Source organism: Carnobacterium viridans (assembly GCF_900102725.1).
Taxonomy (GTDB): Bacteria; Bacillota; Bacilli; order Lactobacillales; family Carnobacteriaceae; genus Carnobacterium_B; species Carnobacterium_B viridans.
Genome location: NZ_FNJW01000006.1, coordinates 1 through 18496 on the forward strand (window position 1 = coordinate 1; position 18496 = coordinate 18496).

The 18496-nt window shown below is 32.6% G+C and carries 31 protein-coding genes and 1 pseudogene; 10 read left to right on the forward strand and 22 right to left on the reverse strand.

The genetic code is table 11. From position 1 onward, the window contains the following. Positions 1-46 precede the first annotated feature (46 nt). Positions 47-270: pseudogene (locus tag BLT48_RS01235) on the forward strand (DUF2188 domain-containing protein). Positions 271-579: 309 nt separating this feature from the next. Here the strand turns inward: BLT48_RS01235 and BLT48_RS01240 are convergent. The 3 genes from BLT48_RS01240 to BLT48_RS14425 form a co-directional block, all read right to left on the reverse strand. Continuing rightward, positions 580-876, reverse strand: coding sequence for an ORF6C domain-containing protein (locus tag BLT48_RS01240; RefSeq protein WP_089974561.1), 297 nt, complete (start codon positions 874-876; stop codon positions 580-582). A gap of 179 nt (positions 877-1055) precedes the next feature. Then, positions 1056-1223 (reverse strand): BRO-N domain-containing protein, encoded by a 168-nt coding sequence (locus BLT48_RS13745; RefSeq protein WP_176944033.1) that lies wholly within the window; start codon positions 1221-1223, stop codon positions 1056-1058. A gap of 254 nt (positions 1224-1477) precedes the next feature. Continuing rightward, on the reverse strand, positions 1478-1558 hold the full coding sequence (locus BLT48_RS14425; protein WP_369332860.1) for a hypothetical protein: 81 nt from the start codon (positions 1556-1558) through the stop codon (positions 1478-1480). 328 nt (positions 1559-1886) lie between these two features. Between BLT48_RS14425 and BLT48_RS01250 the strand changes: the two genes are divergently transcribed. From BLT48_RS01250 to BLT48_RS01260, 4 genes are all read left to right on the forward strand, one after another. After that, a complete protein-coding gene (locus BLT48_RS01250) occupies positions 1887-2213 on the forward strand; it encodes a LexA family transcriptional regulator (RefSeq protein ID WP_280513121.1) in 327 nt (108 codons plus the stop codon). A 98-nt stretch (positions 2214-2311) separates the two neighbouring features. Continuing rightward, complete coding sequence (locus tag BLT48_RS14270) at positions 2312-2443, forward strand: hypothetical protein (RefSeq protein ID WP_280513119.1); 132 nt, start codon at positions 2312-2314, stop codon at positions 2441-2443. 496 nt (positions 2444-2939) lie between these two features. Then, positions 2940-3140 carry a putative periplasmic lipoprotein gene (locus BLT48_RS01255; RefSeq protein WP_089974570.1) on the forward strand — a complete coding sequence of 67 codons (201 nt, stop codon included), beginning with the start codon at positions 2940-2942 and terminating at the stop codon, positions 3138-3140. Between the two features lie 614 nt (positions 3141-3754). Next, a complete protein-coding gene (locus BLT48_RS01260; RefSeq protein WP_089974572.1) occupies positions 3755-4759 on the forward strand; it encodes a hypothetical protein in 1005 nt (334 codons plus the stop codon). Here the strand turns inward: BLT48_RS01260 and BLT48_RS01265 are convergent. Next, positions 4756-4953, reverse strand: a complete 198-nt coding sequence (locus BLT48_RS01265) for a hypothetical protein (RefSeq protein ID WP_176944034.1) — start codon at positions 4951-4953, stop codon at positions 4756-4758. The two genes, BLT48_RS01260 and BLT48_RS01265, sit on opposite strands and share 4 nt — an antisense overlap. A 194-nt stretch (positions 4954-5147) precedes the next feature. Between BLT48_RS01265 and BLT48_RS01270 the strand changes: the two genes are divergently transcribed. The 5 genes from BLT48_RS01270 (at position 5148) to BLT48_RS01290 (ending at position 9001) form a co-directional block, all read left to right on the forward strand. After that, complete coding sequence (locus BLT48_RS01270) at positions 5148-6332, forward strand: tyrosine-type recombinase/integrase (protein ID WP_176944035.1); 1185 nt, start codon at positions 5148-5150, stop codon at positions 6330-6332. A gap of 686 nt (positions 6333-7018) precedes the next feature. Then, positions 7019-7282, forward strand: a complete 264-nt coding sequence (locus BLT48_RS01275) for a hypothetical protein (RefSeq protein ID WP_089974581.1) — start codon at positions 7019-7021, stop codon at positions 7280-7282. Positions 7283-7376: 94 nt separating this feature from the next. After that, positions 7377-7688: an ssDNA-binding protein gene (locus tag BLT48_RS01280; protein ID WP_089974584.1), complete on the forward strand. Its 312-nt coding sequence runs from the start codon at positions 7377-7379 to the stop codon at positions 7686-7688. 136 nt (positions 7689-7824) lie between these two features. Beyond that, a complete protein-coding gene (locus BLT48_RS01285) occupies positions 7825-8250 on the forward strand; it encodes a hypothetical protein (RefSeq protein WP_089974587.1) in 426 nt (141 codons plus the stop codon). Positions 8251-8362: 112 nt separating this feature from the next. Then, a complete protein-coding gene (locus BLT48_RS01290) occupies positions 8363-9001 on the forward strand; it encodes a hypothetical protein (RefSeq protein ID WP_089974590.1) in 639 nt (212 codons plus the stop codon). Between the two features lie 155 nt (positions 9002-9156). On the opposite strand, the gene BLT48_RS01295 is transcribed toward BLT48_RS01290, so the two are convergent. From BLT48_RS01295 to BLT48_RS01370, 18 genes are all read right to left on the reverse strand, one after another. Continuing rightward, on the reverse strand, positions 9157-9516 hold the full coding sequence (locus tag BLT48_RS01295) for a peptidoglycan-binding domain-containing protein (protein WP_176944036.1): 360 nt from the start codon (positions 9514-9516) through the stop codon (positions 9157-9159). Beyond that, positions 9482-9895 (reverse strand): hypothetical protein, encoded by a 414-nt coding sequence (locus BLT48_RS13750; protein WP_176944037.1) that lies wholly within the window; start codon positions 9893-9895, stop codon positions 9482-9484. The genes BLT48_RS01295 and BLT48_RS13750 overlap by 35 nt, the downstream gene beginning before the upstream one ends. Further along, positions 9861-10430 carry a peptidoglycan recognition protein family protein gene (locus tag BLT48_RS01300; protein ID WP_089974596.1) on the reverse strand — a complete coding sequence of 190 codons (570 nt, stop codon included), beginning with the start codon at positions 10428-10430 and terminating at the stop codon, positions 9861-9863. The genes BLT48_RS13750 and BLT48_RS01300 overlap by 35 nt, the downstream gene beginning before the upstream one ends. Beyond that, complete coding sequence (locus BLT48_RS01305) at positions 10430-10792, reverse strand: phage holin (protein WP_089974599.1); 363 nt, start codon at positions 10790-10792, stop codon at positions 10430-10432. The genes BLT48_RS01300 and BLT48_RS01305 overlap by 1 nt, the downstream gene beginning before the upstream one ends. After that, positions 10792-11082, reverse strand: coding sequence for a hypothetical protein (locus BLT48_RS01310; protein ID WP_089974602.1), 291 nt, complete (start codon positions 11080-11082; stop codon positions 10792-10794). The genes BLT48_RS01305 and BLT48_RS01310 overlap by 1 nt, the downstream gene beginning before the upstream one ends. Continuing rightward, the gene (locus tag BLT48_RS01315) at positions 11072-11488 is read right to left on the reverse strand and encodes a hypothetical protein (RefSeq protein ID WP_089974606.1); all 417 of its coding nucleotides are present in this window, start codon (positions 11486-11488) and stop codon (positions 11072-11074) included. Before BLT48_RS01315 ends, BLT48_RS01310 begins: the two co-directional genes overlap by 11 nt. Before the next feature lie 193 nt (positions 11489-11681). Further along, entirely contained in the window at positions 11682-12143 is a 462-nt protein-coding gene (locus BLT48_RS01320; protein ID WP_089974610.1) for a hypothetical protein, read from the reverse strand. Between the two features lie 64 nt (positions 12144-12207). Then, positions 12208-12333, reverse strand: a complete 126-nt coding sequence (locus BLT48_RS14275) for a hypothetical protein (protein ID WP_280513120.1) — start codon at positions 12331-12333, stop codon at positions 12208-12210. A 573-nt stretch (positions 12334-12906) separates the two neighbouring features. Beyond that, the gene (locus BLT48_RS01325; protein WP_089974613.1) at positions 12907-13275 is read right to left on the reverse strand and encodes a hypothetical protein; all 369 of its coding nucleotides are present in this window, start codon (positions 13273-13275) and stop codon (positions 12907-12909) included. A gap of 119 nt (positions 13276-13394) precedes the next feature. Continuing rightward, positions 13395-14198, reverse strand: coding sequence for a tail fiber domain-containing protein (locus BLT48_RS01330; RefSeq protein WP_218123349.1), 804 nt, complete (start codon positions 14196-14198; stop codon positions 13395-13397). A gap of 17 nt (positions 14199-14215) precedes the next feature. Next, on the reverse strand, positions 14216-14602 hold the full coding sequence (locus BLT48_RS01335) for a hypothetical protein (protein ID WP_218123350.1): 387 nt from the start codon (positions 14600-14602) through the stop codon (positions 14216-14218). Then, entirely contained in the window at positions 14577-15497 is a 921-nt protein-coding gene (locus BLT48_RS01340) for a hypothetical protein (RefSeq protein ID WP_143019092.1), read from the reverse strand. The genes BLT48_RS01335 and BLT48_RS01340 overlap by 26 nt, the downstream gene beginning before the upstream one ends. After that, positions 15490-15714 (reverse strand): hypothetical protein, encoded by a 225-nt coding sequence (locus tag BLT48_RS13755; protein ID WP_176944038.1) that lies wholly within the window; start codon positions 15712-15714, stop codon positions 15490-15492. Before BLT48_RS13755 ends, BLT48_RS01340 begins: the two co-directional genes overlap by 8 nt. Before the next feature lie 8 nt (positions 15715-15722). Then, on the reverse strand, positions 15723-16421 hold the full coding sequence (locus tag BLT48_RS01350) for a hypothetical protein (RefSeq protein ID WP_089974626.1): 699 nt from the start codon (positions 16419-16421) through the stop codon (positions 15723-15725). Positions 16422-16530: 109 nt separating this feature from the next. Continuing rightward, positions 16531-17064, reverse strand: a complete 534-nt coding sequence (locus BLT48_RS01355; protein WP_143019093.1) for a phage tail spike protein — start codon at positions 17062-17064, stop codon at positions 16531-16533. A gap of 172 nt (positions 17065-17236) precedes the next feature. Next, positions 17237-17551, reverse strand: a complete 315-nt coding sequence (locus BLT48_RS01360) for a hypothetical protein (protein ID WP_089974632.1) — start codon at positions 17549-17551, stop codon at positions 17237-17239. Next, positions 17542-17775, reverse strand: a complete 234-nt coding sequence (locus BLT48_RS01365; RefSeq protein ID WP_089974633.1) for a hypothetical protein — start codon at positions 17773-17775, stop codon at positions 17542-17544. The genes BLT48_RS01360 and BLT48_RS01365 overlap by 10 nt, the downstream gene beginning before the upstream one ends. 55 nt (positions 17776-17830) lie before the next feature. Beyond that, on the reverse strand, positions 17831-18268 hold the full coding sequence (locus BLT48_RS01370) for a hypothetical protein (RefSeq protein WP_089974635.1): 438 nt from the start codon (positions 18266-18268) through the stop codon (positions 17831-17833). Between the last annotated feature and the right edge of the window lie 228 nt (positions 18269-18496).

Genomic DNA, 18496 nt, shown 5'->3' on the forward strand with positions numbered 1-18496 from the left:
CCTTCAAAAATATTTAAAATACAAATGAAAAGTGGTGAATACAATTATGGGAAAGAACCAACATGTAGTACCTGATCCAAATGGTGGCTGGAATGTTAAAGGTGCAATAACACTAAAGCTACAAAACACACTGGAACTAAAGCTGAAGCTGTAAATTTAGCTAGAGAAATCAGTAAGAATCAAAACTCCGAATTATTTATACATGGTAAGAATGGGCAAATTCAAAGTAGAGATAGTTACGGCAATGATCCATTTCCGCCAAAAGGTTAATTGTAAATTTTAAGAAAATTTGAATGAAATGAGGTGATTGTTATATGGTACGAGTTAAAGTGAAAATTAAAACTCCGAGCAAGTCACAAATTAAACGAGATGTTAATAGAGCGATTCGCAAGAATCTTATTTGCCCTAGCTGCGGTCATAAGCTTCCGACTACTTATGCAAGTCGGACTAAATGTTCGAGATGCGGACAAGAAATTTCAATAAACATCTAATCAACAAATTCGATTTCAATGTATTTATGCATAACCTTCGCGGCTACTCCAATTGCTGTGAGGGTTATTAGTATTCCTGCTATTTTTTTCATCGTTTACTCTCCTCTGCTGTTGGAAAGGCATCATCATCTTCTAAACCTAATACAAGCATTCTTGTAGCTGTAGATGGCTCCCAATCATCAATTAGGTCAATAACATTATCAAAATGCTTTTCTCTTAACTGTGCTCTTGTCCTTACTCCCGAAACTTCTGCAACTGCTTTATTTAAATCTTTATATAATAAAGCTAGTTGCTCTTTATTCATGGTCCATTTTCTTTCCTTGCCAACTTGTCTTACCTTTTGCGAGATAACGTCTTCCAATGTAGCTATATTTACCTGGATCAATTGAAGTGTTTTCTTCTAAATTCACAACTCTATTTTTAACGTCTTCAACTTCTTCTTTAGTTTCTTCAGTGCTTGTAACATCAATCTAAGTGCTAGGATTGGGTCCTTTGAAACTTGATACCCTCCAGTCTTGCGAATGGAAGGAATAAACATCATGAGTAATCCATCGTTTAAAAACTTTAGCTTCTGCCTTCCGACTTGATAAAACTAAAGTTATACAATCCGAATTCATTAACGATTGAATAATTTCTGATTTGGCTGCCGTCGGTTAAACCGACAGTAGCTTTTTCATCATCATCAAGCCTGCCAAACTGCATCACGACTATTTGAAATATCCAAAATATCACAGAACATCTTTAGCGACAAACCAAGGATCATCATCAAATTAATTGAGTTCTTATTTCGGTCGATTCAAATTTAAAAATTTGTAGTTGCGACATGTCATCACTCTCCTTTATTTTAAAAATCAAATCAGGTTTTATCTTTTTCTAGAATAACGCTAAAAGCGGTATCTTCTCCAAAAAAAATATAGTCCTGAGGAATGTTATAGACCTTTTCAATTTTCTCTATAGTTTCATAATCTAACTTACTACTATCTTTTTCATACGATCTTTAAGGTATCTCTGCCCATACCCAGCTTGCTAGCTGCTTCTCTCTGAGACCAACCCTTTCTTGTTCTCAAACTGGCTAAAGTAAATTTTTAAATAATATGGTATTTTTTTCCTTTGTAGTCATATTCTATAACTCCTTTCTTAATTGATAATTTCATTATATACCGCTTTTAGCGTTTAAAGCAACTATTTTAACGCTAAAAGCATGTTTTTTTTCTTCTTTTTGCTAGCATTGTAATGCTTAATGCGTTATTATAATATTATCAAATACACAAGAGGTCTTTAAAAGGAGACGTAAAAAATGAATGAAGATATAAAGATTATTTTTTCTAAAAATTTTAAATAGGTTAATGGAATTAAAAAGAGAAACAGCAACTGAAGTATCTGAAAAAAACAGGTATTGCATACTCAACAGTTAATGACTGGAAAAACGGAAAGAAAATGGCCCGCGGTGGCAATTTACAGAAATTGTCTGATCATTTCGGGGTTAATATTTCTGATTTGACATCAGAAAATAGTGCACATCAGATGATTGTTAACAAACCAGCATTCATAGAACTAAAAGGAAAAGTAGCAGCAGGTTTACCTTTAGAGATGTTCGATGTACCAGAATTAGTCTCAGTTCCTTATGAAGTAAGAGAAAGATACCCTAATTCTTACCTTTTAGAACTTAAAGGCGATAGCATGAATAAATTGTTTATGGATGGATCTTATGTATTAATTTGATCCTTGTGATAATTTAGAAAATGGAGAAATAGGCGTAGTTCGAGTTAAATCATACTGAAGCAACTCTAAAGAGATTTTACAAATTAGGCGATGCTATTATGTTGCAACCTGAATCCACTAATCCAGATCATCAAAATCAAACTTACGATTGTAGTGAAGGTGAATGTGAAAGCATATCAATATTAGGGAAATTAGTTTGGGCTATGACTCCAATTGGTATGAAATTTTAGAAATTAGGAGGGAAAAATATTGGAATTACATGATATTAGATGTCCAAGATGCAAAGTTAATGTACTAGGTGAAGGTTTTTGTCGAGAATGTGGGAGAAGGAATAATATATTCAAATGAAGCAATAGTTACATTAGAAAATAGCGGTTATCAAATAGATGAAAATCATAAGAGTGTTGAAGCTTTTAGGAAAAAGTCAAATTGACCAAAATTCTTTTACAAAGATAGGAAATACGCTGGAAAAATATTGGTAACGGTGGACAAAAAATAGGAGCCACCATGAATAGTTTTGGTAATTCTATGATCTTAGGGTGTACGATACCTATCCTTATTCTTTTTATACTAGGTGCAATTCTGTTTTAATAAAAAGGAGCGATAATATGACTGAAAATAAAATTATTACTTTTGTTATAACAAAGAAATATGAAAAATATGAGGATTTACAATAGGATTAATTCTCCGCATACAAATAACTAAAAAATTTGGAGGATAAAAAGGATGAAAAAGTTATTTCTAGGAATAATAGGGGTCATATTACTATCAGCTTGTAGTAATAATGGGATTAACGAAGATAATGCTGAAAAAAGTGCTAAATATATCAATCAAAAACTTTCTATAGCAAATGAGGTTGAAGAAAGACAAGAAGAATATTTCAATGAAATTATGAACGTATATAAAATTGGGAATTTACTACTGTAATACCAAACAAAGAATCAGGAATTGAACAGATAAATTTCAGTAATGTAGATAAAGTAGATATTTCTAAGATATTAGAATTATTTGAATTCCCAGAATCCGAATCTATTGATTCTTTAATTGAAAACTATTATTACGATATTGCATCAACTGGATCCTATGAAGCAAATGAAGAATTTGTCATTTATGAAGATTTAGGTATTTCTACTTCAGTAAAGAGCGAAGTATTATTAGATGTTTTAGGAGAAAAAACCTTTTATGTTAACAGTTTTATATAACGAAGAAAGATTTGATGAATTTAAATAGAAGGAGTGATAATCCATGACTGAAAACAAAATTATACCTTTCGATATAACAAAGAAATATAAAAAAATATGAGGATTTAGAAGCAGAAGATTTTGTTAACTTTGATGATATATCTGCCCCATTGTTTGATTCAGTCTATGTAGATAAATATAATAACACTGTTGGCAAAACTAAGTCTGGTATAGAAGTATTAATATCTAAAAATAAGGAAGAGGTGGATTAAAATTCAAAGTTTAATTACATTAATTATTGCATGTGGTTTAATTGCAGGAATAAAAAAATATATTTTAGGATAAACGGAGGAATTAATTTTGACTAAACAATTAAGAGATTTTCTTTATATTGACGAGGATATTGTAGAAAATCTATATGCCCAACTTTACCAAAAAGAAATTGTAGAACAAATATTTAATGATTCATCACAATCTGGTATTTCTCAAAATAATTCTGAAACAACTTCATCAACAGATGGTATTAAACCCTCTGTAACAGCTAGTGCGGTAGTTTTAAAAGCACAAATTTCTGGGTCTTCTTCAATTACAGATACAAATAAAACCGCAGTAGTTACTTCAGAATCACAAGGAGTGTCAGAATCAACTAAATTTGCATTAAATAGATTTAAATATTCTGAAGTAATAGATTCTTTAAGAGATAAGGGATTATTAAAAGATAAATATGATTTCCAAAAGTATGATTTTTTAGAAATAGAAAACAATTTCAGATACTTTGATTACGATCAACATACAGATATTTATGATCATGAAGGAATGTTAATATTGCTTTTTGCAAATTATTATATTACTCATGATAGAGAGATTACTTATGATAAGATAATTAGCGATTTGTCAGCTGCAAAAGTAGCTGTTAAAAATATTAAAAAGTTATCTTTCTTCGAAAATCAAGCGGACGCAAAGGAGTTTATAGCAATATATGCATCTTCTCTTAATTTTAGACGTGTTGGATTAGTTAGTATTCATTTAAATAAAATATTTAAAAATAACGTACTATTTTTTTCAAAAGAAAACGATCTGGTAATATGTAATAAAAATTTCTTAAAAACGGATACTTTACTATTAACTTTATCTCAAAACGTTTCTGCTAAAGTAATTGGAAAAGTGATAAATGATCCTACTTTGATAATGGATACAGGAGATGTAAGTAATTACTTTACTGACGATGAAAGACTAACATCAGACTTAATAAACGCAGGTGCAAGCTTTTTAGTTATGAATTATTTACAAAATTTTTACGGCCTAAAAAAAGAACTACCTGTAAGAATTATACAGGCAGTTAGTGTTGAGTATTTTTTAATTTAATTATGCTTCATTTGTTCTCTAATTCTGTGTTGCATCTTTTTATTATCACTTTTCATTTTTTCATAGTCAATTTTATGATTAGCAATTGTGGATTTGTTAAGATTTGAGAATTTTGCATGATGTTTTTCTTTTTCATGTTTTGATACAGCAATCTGATTTAATAGATTTATTGATGTATTTTTAATAGTCTTCATCATGTTCTCACCTCCAAATGCAGTTTATATTACTAACATTTAAACACCACTCTCCCCGACCAAAGTTTGAGTGATGCAACAATTAAGAATCCCTACTAAAGGTCTTTTTTCTGTACCTTTATATTAGCATAAAAAAGTTGTTTAAACCAAACTCTTTTTGTAAGCCCCGCCCGGCGATCGAAAGGAGAATGAACATGGTAAAAACAGTTAAAACAAAGCATCGAAACATTTACAAATATGAAACAAAAAAAGGCAGCAAATACCAGTTGCGGTTTAACGTAACGATTAATGGAAAAAAAGAAGAATTTTCAAAAGGTGCACTAAATAGCATTGCTGAAGCAAAATCCCTTTATAATGAATGGATATATAAAATTGATAATGATTTATTAGAAGAATCACAGTCCATAATTAAAGAGTACACTTTAATTGAATACTATGAAAAAATGAAAGAATTCAAACTAGCTGCATCACTTTGGAATAAGAATACATTGGAAACAAATGACGATAGATTCAATAAAGTGGTAGAGCCATTTGGGGCTAAAAAGCTGTCCGAAATCACAAGAATCGATTACCAAAAATGGGTTAATAATCAGTATACAGAACATGACTATAGTCAAGCAACTGTAGAAGGTTACCATAGATTATTTATGTCCGTTTTGAATGATGCTGTCGCTGAAGATTACCTGGATAAAAACAGACTACTCAAAGTTAACTTAAAAAAACAAGGCTACAAACCTAAGAAAAAGATTGTAAATATTGAAGAGTATTATACTTTTATAGATACTGCTGAGAATGTTCTTCCTAAAGACACTTATACAATGGTTTATCTAGGATCATATGGTGCTAGACGCGGAGAAATATACGGAATTAAATTGAATGCTATTCATTTCTTTGAAAGAGATGGTGTAGAAATTGCACAAGTAGACTTGTTTACTTCAAGAACTAGAAAGTATAAGGAAGGAAGTAAGACTAAAACCGAAAAAGGGGAACGGATAATTATTGTTGATTCTTACGGTACTAAATTATTGAGAGCTCAGATTAAGTATGCAAAAAAAATTAAAAAGAATTTAAAATCTATCTTACATCAAAATGATTTTATTTTTATTGATTCCGAATCAGGCAATCCTGTTCATTTACAAAAAATGAATGAAGCAATGGACATTGTAACAAAAAAATCAGGCGTTAAAATTTCACCTCATATGCTCCGTCATCTATTCGCTAGTGCCTCAGACATAGTTGGAGTTGATGGAGACTCATTGAGAGCGTTTATGGGCCACGAGGATGAAGCAATGACGAAACATTACACTCACGCTACTAAAGAATCAGCTATCAAAGTAATGGAACAAACTTCATCCATATTGCATCCGGCAAGGATTTAAATTTTCAAGTCGGAACAAAGTCGGAACTTTTTATAAAAAAAGACATCTAAGAAGATTAGAACTTCTTAGATGTCTCGCAAACCTTGATATATCAATGCGGCCGAGAAGAGTCGAACTTCCACCAGGGTTACCCTGACCAGCCCCTCAAGCTGAAATATGAATTTTAAATATTCTCTAATACCTTTTAAATCTTGTGTTTATTGAGTTTTTGAGTTTTATTTATTTTATAAAGTGGATATGAATTGATTGGTATTTATTTTCAGTCGGAACAAAGTCGGAACTTTTTAACATAAGTCGGGCGGGCTTATTTTTTTTACATTCAACCAGAAAGGTAATAACTTTATTCTATCATATAACAATCAAAGCCACTTGCCGGCTTAGAAAACACTGTTGCATCAATTAATCATAAGCTTTAGTTCAAAATTAGTGCAAACTATTTATAAATAGTAGTTGATTTAAAAAAGAAAAATGGTTTTCGTAAAAAAAGAACCTTCCTATTATATAGGAGGTTCTAAACCTTAGCGAGTAGGATGATAAAATAATATTAACATAAATAAATCAATTGAGATAGTTTGCATATATTATAAGTAACCCTAATTCACTTACCCTCACCCTTCATCCAGTGAGGGTATTTTATTCTTTACAAACCGAACGTTTGTTCGTATAATAAACACGAGGTGAACGATATGAAAAAAATGAAGATTCAAGAATTCAACCAGGACTACATGATGATAGATGAAAAAGAAATGTGTTTTGAAGAAGCATATCCAACTAGAGAACAATCTGATTACATACTGAGTAAAATTTCTCATCCAGAGATCAAAGAATATAATATCAAATACTCAGCAGACTCAACTGATATTAATCTAGGTGAAATTGGAAAATACAGACTAGATGGCGTTCCATGTGGTTTCAATGCATTTATCATTACTATCGAAATGGAGGAATGATTGTGGATGATATTTGGGGATTAAGTGAATCAGCGTTGCTACTTATTGAGGATAAACTAGATGAACTACTAAAGGAGGAGGAGGATGAAGAATCATGAACGCTGCAATGTTTACTGGTAAAGTTGTTTCGGATGTTAAAGTAATTAACACAAAACATGGTTACCCCTTTTGTTATATTGCTTTAGATGTTAATGGTAAGATTCAAAATTTACTGATAACTGGACGGAAAGCTTTTAAATTTGTATATGAAGTTGAGAATGGTACTGGTTTAACCGTTGATTGTATTATTAATGATCGTAAGCAATTGTTTATTCAAGAATATAAGATTGACAGTCAACCTACTCTTTTAGGTCAATTATGGGATTATAAAGGTAGACGACTACCATTTAAGAAAACTATGTTTTAGAATGAATCAACTGTATTTATTTAAACTTATATTCTATACTTAGGAAATAAATTAATATAGTTAAAAAATTCATTCTTATAAAGTGGGGTATACAACTTGGAAAATACTCAATTAAAAATACTTACTAAAAAACATATTGATAATACTATTTTTTATAGCAACAAATAAAAAAGATGTGCCCTTCAAAGAACTTGAGCTGATTTTAGAAGAAGAAATGTTTATTACTTTATCATTTATTGGTAGTGCTTTAAATAAAATAAATGGTACTGAAGAAGAAAATAAAATTATTCATGCTTTTAAATATGCTTGGAATGTCACAAAACATGCAAAAAAAGTTTATAGAATAAATGATTTTAACTATGATAAAACTTCTATTTTAGGACTTGGAAAAGTTGGTCAAATGCGCCTCGGAAATTATACACCACAACTCTTTTGGAAAGAACTGCCTTTTGAAAAGGGTGGTTTTGAAAATCATCACAAAAAATACATGGATAATTTATATAGTAAAGATATACCTGATAAATTAAATGAAATATATAGAATTATTGATAAATATTTATAGGTTCTTAATTATAAAATAAAAAAGCCACCTCAATTAAGAGATGGCTTTTTTTCTATTTGTTTAGTTCTTTTTTGTCTAATATTATATAATCAAACGAGAGGGAGTTGTTAATATGGATAAAGATGAGAAATTGAGTTGGAAAGAACGCAAGGACCTTGTTATAGAAGCAGGTATAGCAAGTATTCCTACTGTTGGGGGTGCTTTACAAACTCTGTATTTTGGATCAAAAAATGAGAAAAGATTTAAAAGAATAGAAATGTTTTATGAAGAATTGAGTGACGATTTAGAATCTGTTAAGGAAATGTTACCAAATATTTATGATATACCCAATAGAGAAGAATTTTTATCTTTATTAGAATCAATAAACGATGAGGTTGAAAAAGTTAGCTCCCAATCTAAAAGTGGTAATTACCGAAAAGCATACAAGAATATTTTGTTGAATTCTAATAAACAATCGTTTGAAAATGAATCTTTTTTTATACAAATTTTACCTAGCTTAACAGAGCTAGAGATAAAATTTTTGTACTCTCTATATCAAAATAAGAATAATATCGGAAATCCTCAAGAATTTGTGAAAGGTTTTAGCTTCAGTATGGAGTTGGCTCAAGGTAGTTTAAATAGATTAAATAATTATGGTCTTGTTTCAAAGCAGATTAACGGTTTGTCTCTTGGAGGTAGTAATTCTGGTGAAGATGCTATATTTCAAATAAACGATTTTGGTTCAGAATTTATCATGTTTATCTTTGAATAATTCATATTTAATAGCAATAATCACAATAACTAGCCATAACCACCAGTACTTAATCAATAGCTCCCCCTGAGTTAGATGTATTAAATCGCTTAAGAATAACATTGAACCCCTCCTAAATAACCCTATCTCAATCAAGTGATAGGGTTAAGTTGTGTCTATTTAAATAATGCTTCGAATGTTCCTTGTCCTACTAGACCATCTACTTTTAATGCTTTAGCGCTTTGGAACTTTTTAACAGCTTTATCTAATCCGTCTCCGAATTTACCGTCAAAACCTTTTACGTCATAACCTTTACAAATTAATGCAGCTTTGATTAAACGAGTAAGGTTACCATTTGCTCCTTCACGAACCGTGATACAAGCATTTTTTGTTTTTGCTCCCCATAATCCATCAACTTTAAGTCCTGCATTAAACTGGCTGTTCAATTCCATTTGTAATGCTTTAATCAATGCTTTATTTGTTGCGGAACCAGCTAAATTATCAACAATTAGTCCCCCATAAAACCAACGATTCAAGAACATCTGAACACCAGCAATTGATTGAGTTTTCTGTTGTTGTTCCTGTAATTGCTGGTTTAGTTGTAGGAGTAGCTTTGTTTGTATTTCCACCACCTGCAGCTTTGAATCCGTCCACATCTTGTTCCAATAACCATCCAGTAGCAACTTTACCTTTACCAATTAAATAAGCTTTTTTAGAGCGTGATTTAGAAACTGGCATAGAAGCTAATACGTCGTAAACTTGGCCAATTACAAATTTAGGAATAGTTGAACCCGTTTCCCAATGAGTTGCTTGCTTGCCAACTTTAACGGTTTTTCCATCTGGTTGAGGTGTTACTGCATTTGGAACTGTTGCAACCGGATCAGATACTCCTTCGTTTTTTAAGCATTTCTTCAACTGTTTTACCTAGTGACATATACTTAGCAACCTTAGTGATAAAGTAATCCTTAACAGCATTTATTGATTTACCGTGCAAATCCCATGAACGATGTGGACACGACGTTGAAGAAAATTGGCTATGCAATCGAATTGTGTCGCGATTTGGTTTCAATCCATAGTAATGGAAATCTTCTGCTACTTGTCGTAAAGTCATATCTTCATTTTTAATAAATTCTTTATCAGAAATGATTCCGTAGTAACTTTGTACAACTTCATACCCTAGATACCAAGCATTTCCTTCGTTGTTAGCTGTATGCCAAGCTTTATTATTAGTATTATCTGCTCTTAATATAGCAGAACTGTTAATATAATATGGGGCAAACCCTAAATTTAGTTGTCCGTTATTTTTACGAGTAATTAGCCAAGGAGTGTACTGTTGAGGTGTCATTGCGCCGTAATCATTATGAATAACTCCTCCTTTTGGGTTACCTGGACGTTTACCCGCTTTTCCATTTACGATATCATCGCGATTAAGTCTATTTACAGTACCCATTATTTTCCCTCCTCTTTCAATTCAATTACTCCAACTTTGGTGCTGTTGAATGCATCATTCATAGCTTTTACGGATGCTTCAATTAAGTTTTGTAATTCTGCATCTGTGATATTTATTTTATTTTCATTTAATAATTTGATTGCTTCTTTTCGAGCGTTGGCCAACTTGATTGCACCATCTTCATTTTGCCAAATTTGTTCAGCAGCGTTGACAGCAATATCTACTAGATACTGTTTATTTGCTAATTTCTCCGTATTTCCTAACTCTTTTAAATAATTAACAAGCTTAGTAGTTAACCATCCGACTAAAGCGACTACAACTGCAGCCATTCCATTAAATAAAGCATCTTGTATTGCATCCATTATTTATCCCTACCTTCTTTTAATTTGATAATAATTTGTTCTAAATTAAACTTGTCTTTTTCCATGTCTTCAATAATTGTTTCTAATTTCTCGTTTTTGCCTTTTTCCAGTTCCAATTCTGTATAAGCTTCTTTTAGTTTTTTATCTATTCTTTCAATTTCTTTATACGCTCGATCCAGTAAATCAATATTTGTCTTTTCTTTTCCGCTCTTACGTGTAAAAAATGCAGATAAAAGACCAGCAGCTCCTCCTCCTCCAATCAATAAAACAAGTAGTTGTTCAAACGTCATAGTTATAGTCTCCTTTCAAAGAGACCCTCAAACAAGCCACGAATACAAAAAACATGAATGTATGATAAGGGTCTGGATAACCTGTTCCAAAAGCGAATGTTAAGCTAACTATCCATAACCCTCCCCATATGGCGCTTAAGATCCAGATTGACCACTCTTTTAAATGCTTATTGTTTAACAACAAACCTATTAGTTTTATAAGCGCTGCTATTAACAAAATTAAGCCAATCCATCTTCCGGGTAATCTACTCAAATAAGGTTCTGCATGTGCGGTTAAATAATCAGCAAATTTAAACAAAAAAGATCCATGAAGAATGCTGGTAAATGCAACCATAAACCCCCAAAAATCTGATGGTCGTTTGTTTTTAGCTACAATCAATTCTCTTTTTAATCTTGTATTTTCCATTTCTCACCTTCCTTTTCTCAAATTAAAAAGAGCAACCATTTCTGGCCACTCTTAGGTAATATAAAAGGTAGCCGAGTTAACGACTACCTTTGTTAGTTTTTAAAACTTATTTAGATATTTTATCTTCTATCCTCTTATGACTAGATCAAAATCCCTTAGCGTTTCATTATACACATTTGAGAAGTTTTCATTTTCAAAAAAACTTTTTTTCTTCAGACGAGTCTACAATTTTTTTCAACCTTTCACATTTACTCTTTATATCTTCTCCTAAACTTTCTAACTCTTCATAATGATAATGATATTCAGACGGCCTCATGTGTTTCTTTTGTGACTGTAGTTTCACGATTTCTTCAATAATCCAATAGGTAGACCGGTACATATACTCTTTATTTTGTGATTTAATTTCTTTGAAGTTATCCTTAAGTTTCATAACCACTGACTTATTTTCTCTCAATTGAATATTGAAACTATTAAATGTTGCATCATAATTAATAGCTATTGATTTACTAGATAGTCGGTTAGCTTCATCTGACCTTTTATTCGCTTCACTAGATATCTTATTGGCTCTCCAAGCGAAAAATACTGCTACTATAGCAATTGAAAAAGTGAAAATGTCTATCGAGTTACTTAAAATCCAACTTATTATTTTTTCCAAAATATTATCACACCTCTTTTTACTAAGTATAACAATACCTTTTTAAAAAAAGTAGGACTATTTTTTATTCTGTTACAGAAGCCTCAGCAGCCATTTCATCTTCAACTTCATAAACTAAAGCAGTGAATTCAGCAATTATCTCGTCTGATTTGAGCTTTGTTAGCCTCGTATAAGGCAGCGTTTTGTACATATTGATTGATACTTCCTACTCCTGTATCACTAGGAATGGTAGCCGTAAGTTGCATTACATTTTGTTCATTGATCATTGCATTTCCTGTAAGTGTGATTTGTTTTAGTAGTTTTTAACATAATAATTTCCTTCTTTCTATTTTTTTATTTCATTAGTTATTTATTAGTGAGATAATCTCCTTATCAGCAAGTGGCCTGCTGAAATAATTTATAAAGAGGTGATAAATATGGCAAACGTTTACCAAATTCCCCATAAATATGATATGTCCAGATATCATCAAGTAGATACAAAATCACCAGTTAAAACAGCTTTTTCAAATTGGTAGTAATTCAGAACTTAAAGTAGTTTTCGCTTCACGAAAACGGTCTGGTTTACTTTCTCTGATGAAAAGCAACGAGAATTTTGGAGTAGTAGACCCTTAACGGATAACGGAGACAGAACGCTTTCTTTTAACGGTTTAAATTTGTATATTCCATTAGAATAAATTTTTGAGTTTTTACCATTTATTAATGCTTTTTTTCTTTAACACGACCTTCACGGCTACCCCAATAGCTGTGAGGGTTATTACTGTTTTTAACATATTATTTTTTCCTCCTCTTTCATATCTTCTTTAGCTTCAAAAGCTTCTTCTAACAATTCCATTAATGTTTCAAAATCTTCGTCTCTCAACGCTTCTTTACCAGTAAATTCATCTTTTTCTAAAGCATCAAAAAAGGACTTGATTTTAGATTCATGTTCCACCAAATCAATTCCGATCACTTCTTTATTCAATTCTTTTGTTTGCTCATTGGCTTTCTTTTTGAGCTCTGGGTCATCTTTGTATTTATCCAACCAAATTAATTTTCCATTGTTTTTCAGCAAAAGTACCATCGTCTTTTTTCTTGAAATAATCGAACGTATATCATCTAAATCTTCTAAAAATTCCTTGTTTTTTGCACTCAATGTTTTTTGAAGTTTACCTTTACCACGTCTAGCTTTGACGCCCTTGCACCGTGATATTTTCTAACGCGTTATAAACTGGTACTATTTCACTATTTTTTAATTTGATTGTTTTCATAAATTTAAACAGCTCCCTTTAATGTTTTGATTTCTTTTTCTAACACTATTATTTTATTTTTCATTTGCTGAACTTCACTATCTACTTGAATAGCTATATTCATAGCATCGTTTGCAGTGGAATTAGCTGTTGTTGCTAATGAATCAATCGCGATTACTTTTTGATCTAGTTCTTGAACTCCTTTAACTAAATAAGCAGTAATATGACTATCGTATATTCCTTTACCATCTACAGTAGCAACCATTAGACTATCTTCAGCAATAAAACCCTTTTCGATTTCAAAGATACCTTGATTCAACTTATCAATTTTGTTATAAGAAACGGGTCTTAATTGTCTTATGTTATCTAGTCCTCTTTCTAAAGGAACAATATTCGTTTTCGTATCTCGAGAAGATTGTTTAACAAAATCACTCGCTACAAAGTTGTATCTAGTGCCATCTGCTGCGCCAGAAACGACTGCTCCAGTACCTTGTGGTGTAATGTATATATCTCTCGCTCCATCACGAGGAGTTGAAATAGAATTACCAGCAATTCTTAAACTTATACCGGTTGGATGACGCGTTTCATATCCTCCAGATATTACTGTCCCTGTAGCTGTACTATCACCGTATTTAGAAACAATGAATGATCCAGTAGATCCGTGGAAAGCCGTCATGTTTTGCCCTTCAGCTTGTAAACGCATGTTTACTCCGCTTAAATCCTGCGAAACGAATTGGATGTATTGATATGAACCTGGTCCACCACCAATTAAATGTAATGCGGTATTCTTAGAAGTTCCTGTATTACTTGCAAAAGGTTGCAGCAACAATCCCTCGCTTTGATACTTTAAATAACGACCTTGTGCGCCATTTTGGAATCTGATTTTCTTTGCATGAGTTGCAATAAATCACCTGTAGACGGGTTAGTGAAGTTCATAAGACCTGTATTTAAATTCCATGTCGAACTAGCACCAGATACTGTACCAGATGTAATACTGTTTGCATTAAAATTAATCGCATTGAAATTAGCAAAGTTAGCTGTGCCACCAGTTATTTTATCAGCTGTAATGTCTATTGCTTTAACCGAGCTGATAAAAGAAGACTTAACAGTCAATTTTTGAACGACTGCATCATTGATAAAGACTTTGTCAAATAGTCCTGCATCAGCTTTTATCATATCAGTAGTGATAGCATCCGTAATCAACACTTTATTTCTTATGGTTGGGATCTGCATAAACGGCTGATAGTGTTTTAACATCCAAAATATCTACAAATGCACTAGTCATCGTTACATCGCCATCTAGCTGAATCCTTTTACCTTGTAATAGAATCCCTTCAGTAGATACATTGATTTGACTGATTAGCTTACCCGATTCAGCTATTTTGTCCCACGCCAGCCAAGAACCATCCCCATTACTGATTCTTTGGAATACGCCATCCCCAGATGAAAAAGTTTGGGTGATAGCACCACCACTTGAATCATCCCATGGTACTTTTGTAGTTAATTGCCCATAGCTTGCAGAACCATTAATAATACCTACTGTTGTTCTTAGTTTGAATTCTTCGACTGTTTGCTTTGGATAATTTGCATAATACCAGCTAGGAAATTGATTGTCATACCTAGTATCTTTTACTGTCTTATCTGATAAAATAGCTTCTGTGACATCACCTTGAACAACCCTTAGGTTAATAGCACTGTCTAGTTGAGTCATTTTACTGTTATAAGTAGCTGATTCAACTTTCGTACTGACTTGAGTAGCCAATTGAGTGACTTGAGATTGGTTTGCTTTAGTCCCTACAACTGTATTGATTCCATTTACAGTTGCTTCTAAAGTTGTGAATTTCTCAAGCGTTGCATTACCAATATTATTGATTCCTTGCGGTACTCCATTGATTACCTTACTAGCTATTTCAGCATATGGTGAGTCAGTTGACACTCCTGAAATCATTTCTATTCCTGAACCTTTACCAATTCCAGCAATTCCTAATAACGCAAATGGTGACCTATGAATGGGTGTTTGAATCTGAGTACCTGTACCACCAATTCGTTCCAAAGCGATTCTCAGACGACTGGTCGTTATATTTATGGCATCATAAGAGGTTAATATAATGAATACCGAATCATCCAATCCATAGCTTGTCTGCTAGTTGGTTTTGTGCGATGGTATGGTCACCACTATATATGTCGTAAGTCCCATCAAACACAGTTGATAAATCTGTCCTTCTTAGAGTTGTAACCCTCAAACCTATATCATAATGATAAATAGTTTTACCATTTACCATTAAAATTCGGTTAGCCATTCTATTCCAACCTGTACCCCTTATATAAATATCACCTTCTGCCATTTTGGTATTTAAATCTGTACTACTTGTGTAATTAAAGTGCTTAAACCATTAGCTGTAGCATTTAGGGTTGTTTCATTTACATACTTTTTAGCAGCAACCAAGCTGTCTACCTGAGCTGAAGTTAATCTGGCAGCAATAGCTGTTGAATTAGCAGATATTTTCAACTCATGCTGATCTACTACTCCACTAATGGCATTTACTTGTGTTCTCTCAGCTTTAAAACCAACTGTCTGAGTTAATGCATCATAACTAGTTGTAAGACTGTTTACGTTATCCGTAGCTGATTGAGCTTTTGTTAACGCATCGATTGCATTTACTTTGGCTGCATCCACATCCACTCTCATGAATCCAGCATCTTCGATTGCTTTATCTGCTTTTAGTACTGCAGCATTAGCCGAATTAGTAGCTGTAAGGACGTTTTGATTAACAATGAGTAATTGGTTGTCGAATTCTTGTGCTTTGGCTTCTGTGTATTGTTTGGCTTCTTGCTTGGCTGATTCGAAGTCTCGTTCTGCTTTGGTTCGGTCGAGGTCAGCTTGTTCTATTGCAGCTTTAACTTCTTGGCCAATAGCATCCATTCGATTATTAAAAGGATGGGGAATCCAATTAGCAGACTCTTCATTCCATATAAACATGCCACCTTTGTTGTCAAACCAGACATCACCTTCGTTGTAGTCACCTTCTGGCTCATATTCACTGTAAATCATTTTTGACCTAACTGATTGATAATCACGTGTGCAATTGACTTATCTACAGAATTTTTAATATTCGTTTCTACAACTGAGATTGTATTTTGCACGGATCCAGTAAAGTGTTCTAAGGCATCCCCGACAAAGATTTGATGTATCTATTGTTAAAACCATCATACTGATATTTTGTCATACGAATCAGCATATCTACATCGTGTTTTAAATACTTAAGGTTTAATTTATCACCTAAAGCCACTTCAGTTTCATCGACAATATTCGTATCTAACTCAATCGTTCTTGATGGCTTATCAATGTTTTCAGTAGAAAATTTAAGGGTTAACCAGTTTTTCAATTCTTGTTCTGTGCGTATATCGTTATTTGTAAATTGTTGCTCGAATACAATTCCGCTATAAGCATTAATCAATGGGCTATCTACCGTAGTTTTAATTCTTTTAGTTAGTTGTTTCCCATCTGGTCCGTCTTCCGTCCATTCTGACTTTCCGTGAACACGAGTAACAATTCCTTGAATGGATTCTTTATCTACAAAATCAGTTATGTTTTTCTTTTCGTATAGCAATGCATCTGTATCTTTACCAAGCCGACTAACCAAGCGGATGTCATAACCATTAATGATTATTTCGCCACTCCAACGATTTACGATTCTTTAAAAACTTCTAAAGCATCGTATAGCTGATTAGGATCTTCTTGTGCATCCGTTTCATCTCTCACACTAAAATCATGAGCGCTTAAAATATTAGAAGTGAAAGAAAATTTTGTACCTAGTAATAAATTATTTATAAACGCATTTAATGCTGATTGACCACTTGAATTGCTTATTTTAAAGGTTTTATTAGCTTATTCCTTAAATCTGCATACAACAAAGGCCACGCTTCAAATTCAACGTAGCCTAGTCTTTTGTTTACATCCATGATTCTAAATGGCTGCATCCCATCAGGAGTATGAGCTTTAATGATTTTATCTTTTTGAATTAACTTATACCGGTTATTTTCATCCAGTGGATGTTTTCCAGTGACAAAAAATTCATCATTAATTGTTCTGTCTACAGTTACTTCATACGCTTTTGGAAAAGATTGGCCGTTGTATATGAAGTCTGTAGTTGTACTTTCATACAAGTAAATTATAGCCAACCCCACCTTTCTACTAGTTCAATATTCGTAATTCCTGGACCTAGGGTTATTTTCAAACTGCTATCTTCTGGTAACTCAAAAAAATCACCCCTCATAACGCTATTGATAGGTGAATTGTATTGATCATAGATATTCTGCTCTAAAGGTTTATTTTCAATAATGAGTTTAGTAATGATCTCTTTCAAATAAACCGTTTGGCTACCTATCTTTATAGACGTTTGCACGTTACTATTTCCATTATAATAATCTTTGGATACATTGGTGCATTGGTATGATTGACTATTGTAGAACCATTTGTGTACACCTTGTTTTTTGTTCGATCTCATACCCAAAAGGATTCGTCATAAATGTAATGGTTATTCTATAGCCTGCAATATTATCAATTACACTATGGCCAATGTCTACATCTAAAATCTCATAAAAGACATCTGGCTCATCTGCTGCAATCAACTGACCGCTATCCTTTGCCCATAGTTTGATTCTTCTCATGTCCTTTAAACTTGCTGTTGGACAATAAAGCTCGTAAATTTTTTCAATGGGTGACCAAGCATTGACAGTTTCTTTAATGGCACCTGTAGAGTAATCTGTTTCAATCAATTTATTTTTCTTTTTTGCAAAACGAAAACCATCATTCACTTCTACATAAACAGGAAAAGGAAAATCAGCTGTTGATTTCCCATTTACCTTTAATGCATTAATTCCTATCAGCTTAACCACCCCCTTTCATACTCATAATGCTTCCACGGTTAAAATTGTGGTTCATTATGCTATCTACTTCGTCGTAGATACTTCTTCCAACTTCTCTACCACCATTTGAATCACTTGTCCTTGTGCAACTAACTGTATTAGTGCTTGCAATAAATTGTTCGTTTCACTCATGTCAACCTTACTTCCGCCACCTTGTTGATCTAATACTTTAGTACGTTGCCCTTGCGAAATAGGTGT

Excerpts from the sequence above, each read along its gene's own strand:
- BLT48_RS14270 (WP_280513119.1), top strand. The coding sequence starts at position 2,312 with ATGTTGCAACCTGAATCCACTAATCCAGATCATCAAAATCAAACTTAC.
- BLT48_RS01255 (WP_089974570.1), top strand. The coding sequence starts at position 2,940 with ATGAAAAAGTTATTTCTAGGAATAATAGGGGTCATATTACTATCAGCT.
- BLT48_RS01265 (WP_176944034.1), bottom strand. The coding sequence starts at position 4,953 with ATGAAGACTATTAAAAATACATCAATAAATCTATTAAATCAGATTGCT.
- BLT48_RS01270 (WP_176944035.1), top strand. The coding sequence starts at position 5,148 with ATGGTAAAAACAGTTAAAACAAAGCATCGAAACATTTACAAATATGAA.
- BLT48_RS01275 (WP_089974581.1), top strand. The coding sequence starts at position 7,019 with ATGAAAAAAATGAAGATTCAAGAATTCAACCAGGACTACATGATGATA.
- BLT48_RS01280 (WP_089974584.1), top strand. The coding sequence starts at position 7,377 with ATGAACGCTGCAATGTTTACTGGTAAAGTTGTTTCGGATGTTAAAGTA.
- BLT48_RS01290 (WP_089974590.1), top strand. The coding sequence starts at position 8,363 with ATGGATAAAGATGAGAAATTGAGTTGGAAAGAACGCAAGGACCTTGTT.
- BLT48_RS01300 (WP_089974596.1), bottom strand. The coding sequence starts at position 10,430 with ATGGGTACTGTAAATAGACTTAATCGCGATGATATCGTAAATGGAAAA.
- BLT48_RS01305 (WP_089974599.1), bottom strand. The coding sequence starts at position 10,792 with ATGGATGCAATACAAGATGCTTTATTTAATGGAATGGCTGCAGTTGTA.
- BLT48_RS01310 (WP_089974602.1), bottom strand. The coding sequence starts at position 11,082 with ATGACGTTTGAACAACTACTTGTTTTATTGATTGGAGGAGGAGGAGCT.
- BLT48_RS01315 (WP_089974606.1), bottom strand. The coding sequence starts at position 11,488 with ATGGAAAATACAAGATTAAAAAGAGAATTGATTGTAGCTAAAAACAAA.
- BLT48_RS14275 (WP_280513120.1), bottom strand. The coding sequence starts at position 12,333 with ATGTACAAAACGCTGCCTTATACGAGGCTAACAAAGCTCAAATCAGAC.
- BLT48_RS01335 (WP_218123350.1), bottom strand. The coding sequence starts at position 14,602 with ATGCAGATCCCAACCATAAGAAATAAAGTGTTGATTACGGATGCTATC.
- BLT48_RS13755 (WP_176944038.1), bottom strand. The coding sequence starts at position 15,714 with ATGGCAGAAGGTGATATTTATATAAGGGGTACAGGTTGGAATAGAATG.
- BLT48_RS01350 (WP_089974626.1), bottom strand. The coding sequence starts at position 16,421 with ATGATTTACAGTGAATATGAGCCAGAAGGTGACTACAACGAAGGTGAT.